This window comes from Nostoc sp. (genome assembly GCF_036919595.1).
Lineage (GTDB): Bacteria > Cyanobacteriota > Cyanobacteriia > Cyanobacteriales > Nostocaceae > Nostoc.
The window spans coordinates 49,686-68,261 of sequence record NZ_JBALCO010000162.1; the positions used below are offsets into that span (position 1 = coordinate 49,686).

Below are 18,576 nucleotides of genomic sequence, written 5' to 3' on the forward strand. Positions count from 1 at the left end.
ACTGCGATCGCACAAAAATGTTAGACAACGTTAAACTCTTGATATTGTGGCAATAGGTCAACCAATTTTGGATTTTAGATTTGTAATTTTAGATTTGCGTTAGCGATAGTGAGTAACCAAGCGTCGTTACGAGCGTCTTTTAGATTTGTTCCACCCACAATGAGTGGAGGACGAACCAAAAAATCCAAAATCCAAAATCCAAAATCTCAAATTGGCACGGTCGATGAGTTGTTAAAACTGGTAAAATAGTCTTGGAGTGTAATAACTGCTTGACCAGTAAATTAAATCCATTTGTAATGGTAGAGATTTTGAACAATTGCATCCCATTGGAGCGATGGAAACTGAGGAGTAGCTAAGGGAACAGAAACGCTTTTTTCGCCCAAAATCGTTTGATTATTTAGCTTAATTGCAGCAACGTAGCTGGTGTTCATGACAACGTTCTGTATCTTGATAAATGTCATAGCCAGTTTCAACGTCCAGGATAATTAGTTTATGGGATTTGACCCAGCAAAGTTGACAAGTTCGTTACAGAAAACACACCACCTTTAATCCGAGTTTATGCAACTTGAAAAAGTAATTAAACGATCATAAGGTGATGACAAAGCAGTTATGTTTAGTTATTTTTAATTTAAAAATCTTAATTAAATAACTACTTTATATAACTACTTTAAAGCATTGAATTAATAAAAACACTAACATACTTTACAGAAACTAAATCATTTCTTTAAGGTTATTTTATAAATAAACCTCCACTATTACTGATGTTAATTTTGAATAAAATTTACCTATAAGTATAATTTATGACTAGTTTAATATGTGAAATATTTTGTTATCTACGGGTTAGCTATAAATTTGCGCTGAATTAAGTTAATAATGCAAATCTATTGTCTAGTAAGTAACAATTCAATGAATACATAGATAAATTGAAGAATTATAGGTATGTTTTCTCAGAGAAACATCATAATTGAATTAAAGTTTTGGGTTATTTTTCAATATAAGTCAACTTAAGAAGCAAAGCGGTTATTTATAAAGCAAATGTTAATTTTTAGTATGTTGCTTGATAAACATAATCATGATTGCATTAGTTAAAAGAGCGATTATAAATCACAGCTACACGAGGCTTTACCCACATTTTTTTAACAGTCAAAGTATTGCGCTAATCTACATCCTGCCTAGAACTTAAGTTCAGCGGCTCAAAAACTCTCTGTTCACTCAAGTGGACTGAAATTTTCCCTTTCACTAAGAATAGCTATGTACATCGCTTCAAATTCTGTATTTATAGCGGTTCTCAATTGCATAGAATACATATCATTCGTAGGGACACAGGATTGCTTTGCCCTGCATTCAAAGGAGAACTGCTATATTCCTCTTGAGAAGAATGTAAGTTATTAGCCTCAGAATTTATTCCAAGGCGGGATGGCAAGGAAGCAGAGGATTTCTAAGGATGTTGGTAATAACAAGGGGCAAAATCCCTTGTTAAAGGTAAACAAACTTCCGCCACAGTGTACTAGTGTATTTTTAGATGTCCGTTGGCGTAATGCACCAAAGGTATCACTTCATGCCTTTAATTAGTAGGAGCAAAACTGAGCAGAATGTCTGATAGTACACAACCTAGCTAACAATAATCTGTTAATAATATCAAATCTGCTTAATAAATAACTATTTGTTAGTATTCAATTGGCAGAGGAGAAACTAGTGATGATTAAATTTATGAAGTCTCCAATATTACTGGGATTAAATATTTAGGTAATAGAATAAAGACTTAGGGGAAGTCAAGTTGTTGACAAAGTTCAAACTTTTTGCCATACTTAAGGACAAGTTTATCCAAGTTTTTATTTCATTTTTATTAGCGCTTCATTGTAATTTTAAGTTAAGTTTTATGGTTAGCGCTATTGTATTTTACGCTACTGGAATAGAAGTAAAATTAGGATATAACTTAGGAAGCTTTGAAGTAACAGATCATTAGTTTTCACGCCATAATAGTGATTTTGTGTGGCAAATACGTACAACAATTCATATAAAACCAATTTAGACCCATCCACTTTATTAAGGTAGAAACTCTAGAGGAAAAGCCCTCTTGGTAATTTGCAGATGAGTCTATTCTAATGGACTAAATATAACGAGGCTATCCCCTTATAAAGCACAATTGGAATCAAAATATGGCAGTGAATAAAGAAAGCCGATTATTCAGAAAACCCGTAGGTCGATCGCAAGCAATTTTAGCAGCTTCTTTGACTTTAGCGGCCGGATTAATAGCTCTTTATAGTTTGACTACGTTTTGGTCAAGGGCTAAAGTTCAGACACCGCAAGCGCTTCCTCCAAAAGCTGCCACTCCTGTGAAACTTGCTGTGACTGCCTTGGGACGTTTGGAGCCAGAAGGCGAAGTTACTTCTTTGACTGCTCCGGCTTCCAATAACGGGGTGCGGGTAGAAAGACTGTTGGTGAAAGAAGGAGACACGGTTAAAGCAGGGCAATTATTGGCATATCTAGAAAATTATGGTCGTTCTAAAACATCTTTACAACAGGCTTTAGACCAACTGCAAGTTTCCAAGGCTAAACTAGCGCAGGTGAAATCTGGAGCTAAAACCGGAGATATCGATGCTCAAAAGGCAGCGATCGCCCGTTTAGAGCCACAATATAAAGGAGACATTGCCACACAACAGGCGACAATCGCCCGCATCCAGGCTGAGGTAGACAATGCTCAAGCCGAGAACGATCGCTATCAGCAATTATACAAACAAGGTGCGATCGCAGCTTCTATAGCAGATACTAAAGCTTTGCAACTAAAGACTACACAACAGCAACTAACAGAAGCCCAAGCCACTCTCAAGCGGACTCAAGACACATTCCAAGCACAGAAAAAGCAATCACAAGCGCAACTCACCAGTATTAGTGAAGTGCGTAGCGTAGATGTTCAAGTCGCACAAACCGAAGTCAACAGTGCAACAACTTCTGTTCAACAAGCAAAGGCCGATTTGGATTTAAGTTACATCAAATCTCCCATAGCTGGCAAAATATTAAAAATTCACGCCAAAACCGGAGAAGTCATCAGCGCCAACAGAGGATTTGCTGAGATAGGTAAGACATCTCAAATGTATGTGATTGCAGAGGTGTATCAAACCGATGTTCGCAAAGTGCGTGTAGGACAAAAAGCCACAATTACCAGCACTGCATTTACTGGAACATTAAAGGGAACTGTGAAAGAGATTGGTTGGCAAGTTGACAAACAAGGCATCTTCAGCCTCAACCCTAATTCAGACACAGACCGCAGAATAGTTGAGGTGAAAATTTCTATTGATAATCCGGCAGATAGTCAAAGGGTAGCTCGTTTAACTAACTTACAAGTGGATGTCGCCATTCATATTTAGTCATTAGTCATTCAAAAATGACCAATGACAAATAATAATTAACAAATAAATCCATGATTTTCAAAATTCCTTTAGGATGGCTACAGCTAGCCCAGCAAAAAGTTCGTTTATTAGTAGCTGTAGCCGGGATTGGTTTTATTGTGCTGCTAATGTTTGTGCAACTTGGTTTTCAAGATGCTCTCTATTCAAGTGCAACCGCACTGCATCAGAATCTCAAGGGAGATTTATTTTTAGTTAGTTCACAATATAAATCTTTGACTTCAAATCAAAGCTTTTCGCGGACTAGTTTGTACCAATCTTTGGGGTTTGATGGCGTAGAGTCAGTTAGCCCCATGTATTTACAATTTGCTAAACTGAAAAATCCGGCAACTAGTGAGAAATATTCAATATATGTTATTGGTTTTGATCCAGGTAACCCTGTGATGAACATCCCAGAAGTTGAGAAAAATTTAGATAAACTCAAAATTCCTGATGTCGTATTTTTTGACCGGGGTTCTCGCCCAGAGTTTGGCCCAATAGCTGAAAAATTTAATGCGGGAGATACTGCACAGACAATTGAAATATTTCCCTTCAATTCATTAATTGGCTATAGAGTGAGAATTGGTGGTTTATTCAGCTTAGGACCTTCCTTTGGGGTAGACGGAAATTTAATTGTCAGTGACTCAACTTTCCTCAGGATAAATCCCAATAGTCGTCCGGCAGATATGATAGATATCGGTTTGATTTCCCTCAAACCTGGTAGTAATGCAGGAACAGTACTGAAAAATTTGCAAGCAAGTTTGCCTAATGATGTCCAAGTTTTTACACGCCAAGGCTTTATTGATTTTGAAAAAAAATATTGGGCAATCAGAACACCAATTGGTTTTATACTTAACTTGATGTTGACAATGGCTGCGGTTGTTGGTGTGGTTATTGTTTATCAAATTCTTTACAGCAATATTGCTACGCAATTCGTTGCTTACGCCACTTTAAAAGCTATAGGTTATGCCAATATATATTTATTAAATGTGGTATTTCAGCAAGCTTTAATTCTGGCAATTTTAGGTTATATTCCCGGATTGATTAGTTCTGTGTTGTTATATAGTTTTGCAGCAGAAGCAACTAAATTACCAATAGTTATGACTATTAATAATGCATTGCTCATCTTAACTTCAACAGTATTAATGTGTATAACCTCAGGTGCACTTGCTATCAACAAACTCCGCTCCGCAGATCCGGGAGATATTTTTTAGCTGATTCCTAGCAGCAAAATAATCAAATTATTTTGCCCAGCTATAGACTCATAACTAAGCATTAGTGCAGCTTCTCCACAGAAAAATTACTCCTTGGCTCAATTTTAAATTTTAGATTAAAAGTCTTTCTCAAAATTTAAATTTGGTATAACCTTGAAGTCTTTTATCTAACAACTCCAATTCACCTATTCAACAATAATCCCGACTTTATGAACCTCAAAAACCAAACCCTCCTAATTACTGGGATTGATGAACTTGTCGGTTTGCGTGCAGCCGAGTTAGCCATAGCGCAAGGAATGAAGGTTCGTGGACTGCAAAGTTCTACACAACAGAACAAACAATTACAGAATTTAGGTGTTGAGGTAATTATTGGTAGTGTCACTGATTCTACCACTGCCCAAAAGGCTTGTCAGGGAGTAGACATCGTTTTACATACATATCAAATTGCCGAAGAAACTGGTGCAATTAACCATTTTCGTGACGTGAATGTTGGCGGTACTGTAAACATGGCTAAAGCCGCTAAACAGGCTGGTGTCAAAACATTTGTGCATCTATCCAGTGTGATGGTTTACGGTTTCAACTATCCGAATGGTGTTACAGAATCCGGGCCACTCTCTGGCGAAAATAATCCATATTGTCAAACGAAAATAGAAGCTGAAACAGCAGTATTAGAACTAAATAATCCGCCAGATTTTGGCATCATCGTTATTCGGGCCGGAGATGTTTACGGCCCAGGAAGTATTCCTTGGATAGTCAGACCAATTCTGATGATGCGTCAAAAATTATTTGCTTGTGCCAACGATAGTAAAGGAGTAATCAATCATGTATATATAGATAACCTGATTGATGGCATCTTACTAGCGATAGAAAAAGAAACCTATGGTGAAATATTTAATATCACCGATGGACAAGAAACTTCCTGGAAAGAGTATTTTATGCGTTTAGCAGCAATGGAAGGTTTATCAGCACCCCTTTCATTATCGAAAGATGAAATCAAGTTGTTTGTAAAGCTACGTGTTCAAGGACAAAAACTTTTTCGCCAAAAAGTTGATATTTTACCTGAGTCTATAGATTTTATGACTCGTCCTTATGCTTGTTCTATTGTCAAAGCACAAAGCCTGTTAAATTATAAACCAACAATTGATCTAGAAGAAGGAATGCAGCAAACACATAAATGGCTGCAAAAAACAGATATTCAAAAGCTAGTGAAATAGTCCACAGATTTTCGTAATCATTGTTGGATTGTAAAAACTTGGGAGTTAGGGATTAGGGGTTAGGAATTAGGAGTAGAGATGCGATTAATCGCGTCTCTACAGGAATTAGGAGTAGAGACGCGATTCATCGCGTCTGTATAGGAGTTTGGAATTTGGTACAAGATGTTAAGTATCAAAGTCTTCTTAATTCTGACTTCTGGATTCTGATTTATGAATTCTTACGTTGCATCTGCCTAACAATTAGCTGCAATTAAGCATAAAATAATCCACCTATTTTCCAAAAGCTTGTTTTCTATGAGTATAAATCAGCCACGATTGAGCATTGGATTACCTGTATACAATGGTGAAAAATTTCTCAAAGAAGCCATCGATTCACTCTTGGCTCAGACCTTTAAAGATTTTGAGATAATTATTTCAGATAATGCATCTACAGATAAAACTGAAGAAATTTGTAGAGCATACGCCGAGCAAGACCAACGTATCTGTTACTACCGCAATGACAAGAATATTGGTTGCGCCCGTAACTTCGACCGCGTCTTTAAATTGTCTTCGGGTGAGTACTTTAAGTGGGCAGCTTATGATGATCTACATGCTCCAGATTTTATCAAAAAGTGTGTTGAGGTGCTTGACCAAGATCCTACGATCATCTTGTGTCACTCCCAGACATATTTCATTGATGAACAGGGGAATTTCCTCCAAAATTACGATATCAAACTCAAGGCAGATGCACTAAAACCACAGCAGCGTTTTAACGAATTGCTGACCAAGCATTTATGTTATCAATGTTACGGAGTAATTCGTGCCAGTGCCTTGAGAAAGATACCGCCTATGGGTGGTTACGGTAATGCAGATGGAATTCTCTTGTTAAGACTTGGTATTCTCGGTAGATTTTATGAAATCCCTGAAAACCTGTTTTTTGCCAGAAGTCATCCGCAACAATCAATGAGTATGTATTTCCCTAATTATTTGTTGTTTACTAACAACAGTAAAAAACCCTCATTGAGTATGCTGCCTGATTTTTATGCATATACAGTATGGTTTGATTCAGCAAAGAAAGGAAAAATTTTATTGCCACATTGGAGAATATTCTGGGAGTATGTACTCTCCATATGGCGTAGTCCCCTGAGTTTGTATGAGCGGCTATGTTGTCATATAAGTCTATATCAGCATTTAAAAGGGACACAATATCTTTTGCTGAAAGATTTGCTAAAAGTCCTGCAAGTACTTTGGAAAGGTTGGTATAAAGCATCAATTAAAAAACCACAAGTCACGCTTTGAATAAATCGATTTAAAAATAAAAGCTGACGAATGCAGCTTTTTATGAGGCACATAATCACCTATCTTTCACTCCAAAACTATGCTGAAACTATCTCAATTTTGTCATGTTTTACTTGCTACTTTAGTGAGCATCAGCTTTGCTAAAACAGTGAATGCTGAACCAACTGAAACACTAACTGTTGTGGTAAATGGAATACATCACCAAAAAGGTGAGATTTGCTTGAGAGTTTACCCAAGTGAACGAGGATTTCCGATGAGTAATTCTAGTGGAGATCAAAGTGGCTGCGTTAAGATTACTGGAAGTTCTGTAAAAAAAGAATTTTCCGGTTTAAAGCCTGGAACTTATGCTGTCGCCGTAGTTGATGATCAGAATGGCGATCGCAAACTCAACAAAGACTTTTTCGGTATTCCCAAAGAAGGTTTTGGGATTTCTAAAAATCCAACTGTGTCCATACAAACAGGTGCGCCAAAGTTTCGTGACGCCAGTTTTGTTGTAAACAAAAATACAACAGTCAACATCATCATGAAATATTCGCTTGATTCCTAAAGGGCCTGGGTACCGCAAGGCGGAAGTCAAAAGCCAAAAGTCAAAAGTCAAAAGTTTTATGAAATGGGATTTTTAGAGTTTTTAAATGGTAACTCTATTTACGCCGTGACGTACTAGACATGGAGACACGGAGAGTTTTTTCACCACGTTTCCCTGTCACCGCGTCACCGCGTCTTCCTAATCCCCAATCGCTTATTCTACCGGAGATTAAAAATTTAATGGAAGATTTGGCGATATTTTTCTCTAAGTCTTTGATGAGTTGGCTAGTTATTCAGGTGTGTTTAACGCTTGTCTTTATATGGTATCTGCGCTCATCCAAAAAAAACTTATTACCAGATGAGCAGTTACCCAAAACAGCAGTGATTCTTTGCCTACGCGGAGCCGATCCGTTTTTGCCTAGATGTTTGCGATCGCTCCTAAATCAGAACTATCCACAGTATGATTTAAAGTTGATCGTTGATAGTCACGAAGATCCCGCTTGGAAAATTGCCAGTGAAACGATCACAGAGCAAGAAGCAACTAACGTTCAAATCAGCCCTTTGAGAATAGTACGCAACAATTGTAGTCTCAAATGCAGCTCTTTAGTGCAAGCTATCCATGAGTTGGACGATTCCTACAAGGTGGTTGCCTTAGTAGATGCTGATACTATAGTCCATGTCAATTGGCTGCGAGAATTAGTCAGTCCTTTAGGTGATGCCAAAGTGGGAGCGACAACAGGTAATCGTTGGTACGTACCTACAGGTAAGTATTGGGGATCTTTAGTGCGATATACAGGCAATGTATCCACAGTAGTGCAAATGTTTCTCTTCCAGATTCCTTGGGGTGGGACTTTGGCTGTGAAGACAGAAGTGCTTCGCCAAACAGAACTGCTAGATAAGTGGGGACAAGCTTTAGGCGAAGATTTTATGATGCACAACATCCTCAAAAAACATGGGTTGCAGGTAAAGTTTGTGCCTTCGCTGCTGATAGTAAATCGTGAAGAGACTGATTTATTCAACTTAATAGATTATCTTAAGCGCCTCATCCTTTATTCTCGACTGTATCACCCACGTTGGTTAGCTATAGTTAGTGAAGCTGTTTCTAGCATTTTGTTTCCGACTATAGTCATCCTGTTAATTCTAGAGTCGTTGTTAGAGACAAAATGGGAAGCCGCGGCTCTCTTGTTAGGCTGCTATGGAGTTTATACTGTTGGATTACTTTTGGTAATGCTGGTGTTGGAATTAGAGATACAGCGAGTGGTCCGCTCTAATGACCAGGCGATCGCAAAATTATCAGCTGCTACAATTATCAAAATGTTAATTGGGATTCCCCTGACACAGTGGGTTTATGGGTTAGCGATGCTATCGTCACTGTGGATTTCAACAGTCACTTGGCGCGGTGTCAGCTATCGGATTCAAGGGCCGTGGAATATCCGGCTAGTCGAATATCGCCCTTATCAATGGTTGGATCAGCCTATTGATAGCAAGGTTTCTCTTTGAAGTGAATTGCTAGATATAAACTAGGGCATGAAAGTTATTACACTAAACATTCCCTAGCCTTCAAATTATATAATCTTATATTTAGTCGAATTAAATTAGCTATAACCCTTGTCAGAATACACACTTTTGCTTGTTGATTACCAAAATTTATTTACATTTATAGCAAGGGTTTAGAGAAATATATTAAGGGGAATTGTGACTGAGTGTTTTGAATATTTTGATAGTTTCTAACCAAGTAGAAACATCCTCTTCAAAATCGAGAATTTAGACCAATTGTAAATACGTAAATCCTTAGCCTAACTGTATTCGGAGGAATTAATAAACAAAATAATCAGGATGCTCATGAAACATTTGCTGTGTAAATCCTAAATTCAAAACCAGCATTTTAGTGTAATATTCCCCTTTTTATGACTAAGCAACCACTTCGCATTGCACTGTTTACAGCATTGTACCCTCCTTTCTTGACTGGAGTTTCCGTTGCAGTCCACCAACGGGTTAAATGGTTACTGCAACAAGGGCATGAGGTCTTTCTTATCCACCCAGAAATTAATAGCCAGTACCCCAGAAAGGTTGGAAATCGTCCAATGTCAGGATTGGATGAACTACAGCCCTTCCCCAACTTTTCTGCTTATGCATTCCCCACCAAACCGCTAATCTTTTACAAATCTCTTCCTCAACCATTAAACTCTCGCTATTGGAGTGATACTAAGTTACTTGAGAACTTCCAGCCCGATATTATACTGGTTGAAGAAGCGGCGCAAATGAGAGGATTATACTCACTTTTCTTACAAGGTTATGGTCGCCCCATAGGAGTTGAGTACGCTAAACAAACTGATACCCCAATCATCTCAATTTTTCATACTGATATCGTTGCCTATATTCGATATTACTTAGGAAATCTGTTCTTCAGCTTGCTACGTCCGATTGTTCCCCTTTTAGTCAAGCAGTTCAGTGATGCTTATGATCTCAACTTATTTCCGTCTCAAGAACTGCTTGCTAAGTACAACCGACTGAAATGCCAACGCAGTGAATACGTGCCATATCAAGGGATTGATTGCGAAAAATTTCACCCTCAAAATATAGACTACAATCCCATTGTTAACGACTATCGACCAACTATCCTTTTTGTCGGACGCATTACCCCAGAAAAAAATGTCACCCAACTTATAGATGCATTTCCAATCATTGCTGCCAAAATTCCTGATGTCCATTTAGTCATCGTCGGTAGTGGTCCCTTGGATGAGGAAATCCGTCGGCGCACCCAAATGTTTAAGTCCGGTATTACTGTCTGGGGTGAGTCCCACGGAACAGAACTTCTAGGTTTGTATGCACGAGCCGATGTATTTGTCAATCCCTCTGTCACCGAAAACTTCTGTACGACCAATATGGAAGCTTTAGCATCTGGAACCCCTGTTGTAGCAGCTAACGCTGGAGGAAATCCTGAACAGGTTTTTCATGCGATTAACGGTTTTTTAGCCGAACCCAATAACCCAACGGATTTGGCCCACAAGGTGATTGCGATTTTGGAAAATCCCAGCCTCAAAGCAGATTTCACTCGGCAAGCTCGCCCTTCAATACTTGACTTTGATTGGTCGGCATGTATGCAAAAATTAGAAGACAAACTTTACCAAATCGTTGAAGGATCGCAGAAGGTGCAGGTAGGTACAGGCAGTATAAGACCATAACGATAATAAACACGATGATCGCTAAAGCATCGATTCAGTAATCAAAAACCTAACTCCCCAGCCCCTTTTCCTCGCAGGGTTGGGGGAGCAAAAGGCCCTGACTGTCTAATCAGTATATTTGTGCTTATCCGAATTTACAGTCACCGCAATATTATCGACCCACCGACAATTGCTTGGAACAACTTTGTTTTGCCACTTTGGGTGGATTTGAAAGCACTTTCTTAGCAAGCCAGATCCAAAATCTATTCTCGTGGAGTACTTGCACATAGTTAGCATCCACTTGATTGAGCCGAGCAAAGATGGTTGGTTGTCTGAGTACAACAACCCATAGCAACGTGGTGACTTTGTAGAGAAGTCCCAGCCAACGGTGGTAAAAGATTAATGCAATCAGTCCAAGGTCAGAAGCAGCATGACCTTCTTCGACTTGTTGAGCAGAAAACTGAGGTAACACAAGCGACAATTGATCGCCGTGCTGCCTAAACAATGAGTCAAGGACAACTGCATCTTTAATCGCTGCGGTGCAACCTTGTCCCAAAAGGCTGAACATAGAGTGTGCAGCATCCCCAATCAATACTACCTGACCTTGTAAGTCATGATAGTAGCGACATTGACTCCAGTATTCATGCCCTGGCTGGGCTGCCAGGAATGCCGCAGCTTGATCTCTATTAAGTTTGAGTGCAGGGAAGTTTTTTGGCAACATCTCCTGCAATAACTGCTGTAATTCCTCTGGGCTTATAATTCCATAAGGATTAATCCGATCGCTACTGCCTACTGGTTGCCAGAAAATCAGTGCAGTCAAATCGCCATCTTTTCGCGGTAAGCAGCCACCAAAAACAAGCCCAAATTGAGTGTTTCGTTTTTGAAGTCGAATGATGCGAGGTGGAGATTGTTGTAGTTCTGGCGGCATCGAGAGTTGCAGTACTTTCCACACATGCGGTCGTTGCAGCTGTTGAAAATCGATTTCGTCTGGTTTTGAAAGCATTAAGGCATTTCGGATGGTCGAGTGAATCCCGTCTGCTCCCACTAGCAAATCATATACTACTGTTTCATGACCAGACTCTCTCTCAATCACGATCTCACGACGCGCCAGATCAACATCCACGACTGGAACGTTAAAATTTACAGATAGCCGTGAACTTTCATTAGAGGTTCGATTGCCATAACGCGTCAGTAGGTGTACAAGTAAAGCACACAGATTACAACGCGGAATTAAAATAAGTCCGCCGGGAGTCAATTCTACCCCTTGGGAGGCTAACTTCTCTTGTAACCCTTCAATACTGTTTAACCATTGCTGTACTTTTGTGCCTAATCCCAAGCCGAATCCTCGACTGTCTGCATATTCTAAATCAGTAGGATTTTGGTTAGAGTCATATAGTTGTACCGTATGGTTTTGGCTAAGGGCGAGTAATCGATGGGCTAAGAATAGGCCAGCCGGGCCCGCACCAATAATGACGATATTCATATTAACGTTCGACGAGTTGATTACTGAATTGGCGTTCTAATATTGTAAATACTAGCGATCACTGATTAGTAACTTTGAGTTTGACCAAGGCTGTTAGTCGAATGGTGCCGCAGCTACGCCCGTCGTAGACATCGCATTAAAATTAGACCAGAGTTTAATAGCTGGGATAACAATGGAAGTTTTTCAACTTACAACAACTGTTGATGCGTCAGGACATTTGCATCGCTGTGTTATCTAAATGCAACCTGCTGCAATGCAATTGTATCGACTGACAATGCGATTGTTTTGACTTGCAATGCGATTGTTTTGACTTGCAATGCGATTGTTTTGACTTGCAATGCGATTGTTTTGACTTGCAATGCGATTGTTTCGACTGACAATGCGATTGTTTTAACTGACAATGCCATTACATCGACCTGCAAAAATTAATCCCCTCTATAAGTTGTGATATAAAATCTACAATTGGGTTAAGCTGGTTTTAGCACCCCGCCACCCGTGCAAAATAGGCATAGTAAACAATCCCCACGCCAAACCCGTAATCAACCCAAAAGGCGTAACCAGATAGTTATTAAAATTCCAAAAACCGAAAACCTGTGCTGCCAATTCCAAAGGATAAGCCATCATCAGCACACTTGCGATCGCCGCACCACCTAAGCCATACTGACTCAACCAGTAAAAACCTTGACCACCAGTTATCCCATACAGCAGACGAGTAATCAGCAAACCCGTCACAGTGCCGTAGCAGCGCATACACACAGCCATAACAAACGGCGGTGCCAAATCTAACCCCATAGTTGGTTGCGGACATACATGATTACCCATAAAATAAATGATGTCCGCAATCCACCCAAGCAACCACACCCCAGACGCAGCCAGAAAGGGAGCCACTGGCGGGGCAAAAACCATCCCTGCCAGCATAAAATCAGCAATCAAACTGACCCAATTAACTTGCAACTCTTCACTAAAAGCTACTCTTGTCATCTCCCTTTCTCTGCGTCCTCTGCGCCTCTGTGGTTCGTCTCTTTAACCTACCTTATTAACATAAGGACTTGTCAACTTATCCAACTGTTGAATCAACAGACTGAGGAACAATCCTACATCCGTCACCACACCCACGGATTCCACAGAACCGCGATCGCTTAACTTAGTCACCACAGCTGGATTAATATCCACACACACCATCTTCACCCCCGCCGGAGTCATATTTCCCACCCCAATCGAGTGCAGCATTGATGACAGCATCAAAATCATCTCCGTACCTTCGAGGTGTTTGGCATATTTCTCCTGTGCTTTAATCAAATCCATTTCGGTATCAGGCAAAGGCCCGTCATCCCGAATCGATCCAGCAAGCACAAAAGGCACATTCTTGTGGACACACTCATACATCACGCCACTTTTAATTGCCCCCGCTTCCACAGCTTTGGGAATGCTGCCATAACGGCGGATACTATTAATTACCTTGAGGTGATGGCGGTGTCCACCATGCACAGCGACACCTCGCTTCATGTCTACACCCAAGGAAGTGCCCATAATATTTTGCTCGATGTCGTGAACTGCGATCGCATTACCAGCCAATAGCGCTTGCACGTATCCTTGCCGAATCAGTTGCGCTAGGTGTTCACCGCCACCAGTATGAATCACCACAGGCCCAGCTGTGACCACAACTTTACCACCAGCATCGCGGATTTTCCGTAATTCCCAAGCCACTTGCTCAACGACCAATTCCACACGCCGTTCGCTGGAAACTCCCGCCGACATAAAGCTGAATTCTTGAGTGCTGCGTAGTTCCCGCGATTCTGTTTTGCGGATGGTGCGGATACCTAGCACGTCTACAATTACCTGTTCACCAACTTCTAAATCGCGGAGTATTTTACACCGAGCGAGTAAGCCATTGGCAGTTTGGGTAATTGCGATCGCGCCATCCATCCGCTGATTTTCTACCTTCACCCACTGACCATTAATCCTGACTTCGGTGGGATAAATTGTACTGACGTAGAAATCATCAGGCGCTACACCATCTTGGATTACAGGCTCCAGTTTGGCGTCTCGCTCATCATGCGGTAAATCTACTGCACCCAAATCAATCAACATTGAGATGATTTCTTCCATCACCTCATGGGATGGTGCTGATACCCTTACATCAGCCGCTGAGGTACTTTGCCGTTGTTCTCCCAAGTTGAAATTCAGGACTTTGAAGCTTCCCCCGGCATCTATAATCAAATCCAAAGCGCGGTTAATTAAGCCTGCATCGAGCAAGTGTCCTTCCATGCGAATGACGCGGCTTTCTACCGAGACATTGGCATGAATTTCGTCTCTAACTGGTTCTGTCACCCGCAGAGTTAAGCATTTAGCTGCGCCACCAGCTTTGAGAAATTCCGTAAGTGGCGTTTCCAGCACTTGGAAACCTGCATCCGCAAGACGGGTTTTCAAAGCATCACTCGTCTTGTTCATGATGACGATGCTATCTACATTCACTGCATTACAAGCGAAGTTGACTGCATCAGCCTCTTCAAGTGCGATTCGCTTTTCAGGTGCGACTCGCATTTCAATTAAGCGGTTGGAGTAAGAATCAAAAGCGCCGGGATAATATAGCAAATAGCCATTTGCTAAGGGACAAAAACAGGTATCCAGGTGATAGAAACGTTCATCTATGAGTCGCAGGGAAAGCACCTCAATATCCAGCCATTTCGCTAGATAAGGGTGAGAATCTAATTCTGAGCGGAAACCGTATCCCGCCCATAACCAGAGTCCTTCCCGATCCAACAGTGCGTCTCCTGCTCCCTCAAAAGGCAAATCTTTGGGAAGTTCATTGACTGTATAACCATTTGCCTCAAACCATTGTTTGAAGAAAGGCTCCTCTCCCTGACGTTCTTTGTGCAAAAAGCGACTGAGGACGACGTTATCCCCAAGTACTAAGCCAGCGTTGGCGGTAAAAACCAAATCAGGCCAACCTTTTTCAGGTGGTACTAAGTCTACAATGGCGTGTTGTTTGAGGATCTGGTGTAATCCCTGCCACTGTTCCACAGCGTGATCGCGCGATGATTTGTGAATATTCCCTTCCATCCAGGGATTAATCACATAGTCCACATCATAGTGATCAGGAGGGCACATCAAAAAGCGAATACGGGGAGTCATAAAATCTTACAAGCGTTTTATATGCTACAAGCCTATTTTGGATACAGATTTTAGATTTACTCACATTTGGTAAAATCTGCTACTAGAGCTTCTATCTTTTGATAGTTGAAGGCTTTACAAAGGCTTCGTCCTTAATTCTATTACTGGAAGATGGTAATAAGTAGAGAAGCTGACAAAATAGGCTTGAACTGGCGGCCTTAACTGTTTCAGTAGTGCTGAATTAGGCTGCTCTTAGCAAAGGGGTGGAGGGGCGGGGGGAAAACACATACTTAAAAGTACTTGCTCTGAAATAAGCACATATTATGTCTTATGCACTTTCCGCGCAACAAAAATTTTCTTTTCCTGGTTGGTAGGCGCGATCGCAACTATCAAAGCAATACTATCGTAGGGGCGAATCAGCCAGGTAAGCCATGAATAATAAATACCTGCACTAGGGAGCGATCGCTAGCTTAGTCTACTCGATATACCAGACTCAGGATCTTCCGCTGTTGCAAGGTTGGGGTTTAAAGAAATGTTAACGTACCTTTGGTTTCAATCTTACTAAAAAGCGTATTTATAGTGTTTTCATATAAACTTATCAAATCTTTTTATTTTTCATCCGGTTAAATATTTATATTAATTTATACTATGCAATTACAGATAAATAATTGCATTTAGTATGGTATCGTGTTGCCAAAAGCTGGAAAATTTTTGAGACTTTGTAAACTTAGGATAGTTTTAGCTCAAATATTTGTAGACGATTTGCTCATGATTAAATATTAATCTAGGAGATAAAATTCAGATGTTTACTTGCTAAATTGGAGCATCATATTAAACACAAATAGTTAGAAAAATGTCAAAAAAAATGTTATCAACTTTTGCTATTAATTTGATAATTTAATCTTATAGTTTAAATTCCAAGTAATTATTCAAATTCAACTTATAAAACTTTATATAGTAATAATCAATGGAAACTCCCTTGTGTTTAATTTCTAAATTATATAAATCCTAATTTCTGTCTTTTAGTATATTCAGAGGATGTTTTGAAAGTGTTTTGCTGTAATTTTAGGCACTCGTTGATACCAAAAATAAGACTTTTAAAACAGCTTTTAAGAAACATAATTTACTTTCCTACTACCAATGAGCTATTAAAAACTTCAAAATTGCCTCTTGAAAATGTGGATAAAAATATTTTATTATCATAATTCATATTTATCACAGTGGGTGACAACATCTACAATTTGCACTTTCTCGTTTAATCAGAAACTGAATTTGGTAATTGACCAGCATAAAATATTTGTAGCGGCTTGCAATACGTCTTAGAGTAGTATTAAAACCAAAATGTAGTGCTACTAATAACTAATTCTAACGATAAATTTTACCACCGTTTATTAAGGCTCTGAGGAGATTGAAAACTGCATGAAAAAGCGATTGTCACAGAACTGGCTTATTTCTAAATCTTGGTTACGTTTTTTAATCATCATCATATTAGTAATAGGTGTGTTTTTTCGGTTTGTCAATATTGATAAAAAAATTTATTGGGGTGATGAAGTTTACTCATCAATACGCATATCTGGCTATCTGGCGTCAGAAACGAGAGAGCAGTTAAGTAATGGTCGTTTGCTCACCATAAAAGATTTGCAGAAATACCAATATCCCAATCCTGAAAGAAATGCAATTGATACAATTAAAGGAGTTATTTTAGAAGACTCACAGATTTTGCCGCTATACCTTTTGCTGACTCGATTTTGGGTAGAGTTGTTTGGCAATTCTGTAGCAGTGACAAGAAGTTTTTCGGCAGTCATTAGTTTGCTCACCTTTCCTTGTATTTATTGGCTATGTCGAGAATTATTTGAGTCTTCATTAGTAGCGTGGATGGCCATGGCGTTGGTAGCCGTTTCACCTGTTCACGTTTTGTATGCACAAGAAGCACGAGCCTATAGTTTAGCAATAGTAGCCGTCTTAATGTCGAGTGCAGCACTACTGCGAGCCATGCGCCTTAAAACAAAAGTTAGTTGGTGCATTTATGCAGCAACATTGTCACTAGGGTTTTATAGCCATTTATTTGTTTTTCTTGTTGCTCTGGCACACGGAATCTATGTAATTGTAATCGAACGCTTCCGATTCAGTAAAACCTTAATATCTTACCTGCTTTCATTGCTTGCGGGGGTTCTGACTTTCGTACCTTGGATTTGGATTATTATTACCCATCCTCAGCCAGAATCAGTCAGTTGGGCAAGTAGTAAACAAACATTCTTTCCGTCAGCTATCAGGTGGGCTGGTATCTTTAGTCGGACGTTTCTCGATTTAGGTATTAGCCCTAGCGACCCAGGAAAACTTAAAATTGCCTTAATTCCTTTTATTTTAATTATTTTAACTCTAATTATCTACTCAATTTATGTTCTTTGTCGAAGAAGCACTAAAGAAGTTTGGTTATTTGTCTTAACCTTGATTGGGTCTGTTGGGGTTCCCCTACTGATAATGGATTTCGTCTTTCAAAAACGATACGCTACTACTCGATATACACTTCCCTCCGTTTTAGGTATAGAGTTAGCTGTTGCTTATCTATTTACCACTAAAATCACGTCTGTTTCTCCTAAAATTTGGCTAAAAAAGCTCTGGTCATTTGTAGCATCTATAGTAATTATCAGCGGAATCATTTCTTGTACAATCAGTTCTCAAGCCCAGATGTGGTGGAACAAATTACCGGAAAGAAACCACGAATATCCTCAAACTGCTAATATTGTTAGTCAAGCTAATAAACCGCTTTTAATTAGTGACGCTGACATAATTCCAATCCAAATACTTGCTCACTTACTTGAGCCAAAAGTGCAATTTCAAATCGTCACTAAAAATCATTTACCAGAGATTACTAATGGTTTTACTGACATATTTTTGTTTGATCCATCTGACTTCTTAAAAGCTGGAATTGAAAAAATTTATAACTCAAAGTTACAGAAAATAAATGACATTCTCTGGAAAATAACAAAATCCACGTAAACAAAGGATATAGGTGCATCTAGCTGTTGGGAGGCTTTGACAAAAAGAGATAAGGGGGCAGGGGAAAAAAGACTGCTCACAAAAAGGCGGGGCATGAACTTCCTCAAATATCAAAAGATTCCGCCCTTAATAGTGGCGGCTCATACCAAAAATCCTTTCTCCCCTGCCTCCTGCTTCTAAATAAGGTGGAACCTAAAA

Annotated in this window: 13 protein-coding genes; 8 read left to right on the forward strand and 5 right to left on the reverse strand. The window is 39.7% G+C overall.

The features are described 5' to 3' along the window. Positions 1-281: 281 nt before the first annotated feature. Positions 282-431: a hypothetical protein gene (locus V7K21_RS25155; RefSeq protein ID WP_335178120.1), complete on the reverse strand. Its 150-nt coding sequence runs from the start codon at positions 429-431 to the stop codon at positions 282-284. A 1,728-nt stretch (positions 432-2,159) separates the two neighbouring features. Here V7K21_RS25155 and V7K21_RS25160 point away from each other — a divergent pair. The 7 genes from V7K21_RS25160 to V7K21_RS25190 all read left to right on the forward strand — a co-directional run bounded on the left by V7K21_RS25160 (position 2,160) and on the right by V7K21_RS25190 (position 10,802). Then, positions 2,160-3,368: an ABC exporter membrane fusion protein gene (locus V7K21_RS25160; protein ID WP_335178054.1), complete on the forward strand. Its 1,209-nt coding sequence runs from the start codon at positions 2,160-2,162 to the stop codon at positions 3,366-3,368. A 53-nt stretch (positions 3,369-3,421) separates the two neighbouring features. Beyond that, positions 3,422-4,600 (forward strand): ABC transporter permease DevC, encoded by a 1,179-nt coding sequence (gene devC, locus V7K21_RS25165; protein ID WP_335178056.1) that lies wholly within the window; start codon positions 3,422-3,424, stop codon positions 4,598-4,600. A 209-nt stretch (positions 4,601-4,809) separates the two neighbouring features. Beyond that, complete coding sequence (locus tag V7K21_RS25170; RefSeq protein ID WP_335178058.1) at positions 4,810-5,814, forward strand: NAD-dependent epimerase/dehydratase family protein; 1,005 nt, start codon at positions 4,810-4,812, stop codon at positions 5,812-5,814. 294 nt (positions 5,815-6,108) lie between these two features. After that, complete coding sequence (locus V7K21_RS25175) at positions 6,109-7,092, forward strand: glycosyltransferase family 2 protein (RefSeq protein ID WP_335178060.1); 984 nt, start codon at positions 6,109-6,111, stop codon at positions 7,090-7,092. 79 nt (positions 7,093-7,171) lie between these two features. Continuing rightward, positions 7,172-7,639 carry a DUF2141 domain-containing protein gene (locus V7K21_RS25180; protein WP_335178062.1) on the forward strand — a complete coding sequence of 156 codons (468 nt, stop codon included), beginning with the start codon at positions 7,172-7,174 and terminating at the stop codon, positions 7,637-7,639. A gap of 218 nt (positions 7,640-7,857) precedes the next feature. Then, complete coding sequence (locus tag V7K21_RS25185) at positions 7,858-9,117, forward strand: glycosyltransferase (protein ID WP_335178118.1); 1,260 nt, start codon at positions 7,858-7,860, stop codon at positions 9,115-9,117. Between the two features lie 407 nt (positions 9,118-9,524). Beyond that, positions 9,525-10,802 carry a glycosyltransferase gene (locus V7K21_RS25190; protein ID WP_335178064.1) on the forward strand — a complete coding sequence of 426 codons (1,278 nt, stop codon included), beginning with the start codon at positions 9,525-9,527 and terminating at the stop codon, positions 10,800-10,802. 151 nt (positions 10,803-10,953) lie between these two features. Here the strand turns inward: V7K21_RS25190 and V7K21_RS25195 are convergent, their stop codons facing one another. From V7K21_RS25195 to argZ, 4 genes are all read right to left on the reverse strand, one after another. Next, positions 10,954-12,264, reverse strand: a complete 1,311-nt coding sequence (locus V7K21_RS25195) for an FAD-dependent oxidoreductase (protein WP_335178066.1) — start codon at positions 12,262-12,264, stop codon at positions 10,954-10,956. A gap of 230 nt (positions 12,265-12,494) precedes the next feature. Then, positions 12,495-12,686, reverse strand: a complete 192-nt coding sequence (locus V7K21_RS25200; RefSeq protein ID WP_335178069.1) for a hypothetical protein — start codon at positions 12,684-12,686, stop codon at positions 12,495-12,497. A gap of 34 nt (positions 12,687-12,720) precedes the next feature. Continuing rightward, on the reverse strand, positions 12,721-13,245 hold the full coding sequence (locus V7K21_RS25205; protein ID WP_335178071.1) for a DUF2085 domain-containing protein: 525 nt from the start codon (positions 13,243-13,245) through the stop codon (positions 12,721-12,723). A gap of 42 nt (positions 13,246-13,287) precedes the next feature. Further along, positions 13,288-15,399, reverse strand: coding sequence for a bifunctional arginine dihydrolase/ornithine cyclodeaminase (gene argZ / locus V7K21_RS25210; RefSeq protein WP_335178073.1), 2,112 nt, complete (start codon positions 15,397-15,399; stop codon positions 13,288-13,290). Positions 15,400-16,797: 1,398 nt separating this feature from the next. On the opposite strand from argZ, the gene V7K21_RS25215 reads away from it, so the two are divergent. After that, positions 16,798-18,378 (forward strand): glycosyltransferase family 39 protein, encoded by a 1,581-nt coding sequence (locus V7K21_RS25215; protein ID WP_335178075.1) that lies wholly within the window; start codon positions 16,798-16,800, stop codon positions 18,376-18,378. The last annotated feature ends 198 nt before the right edge of the window (positions 18,379-18,576 follow it).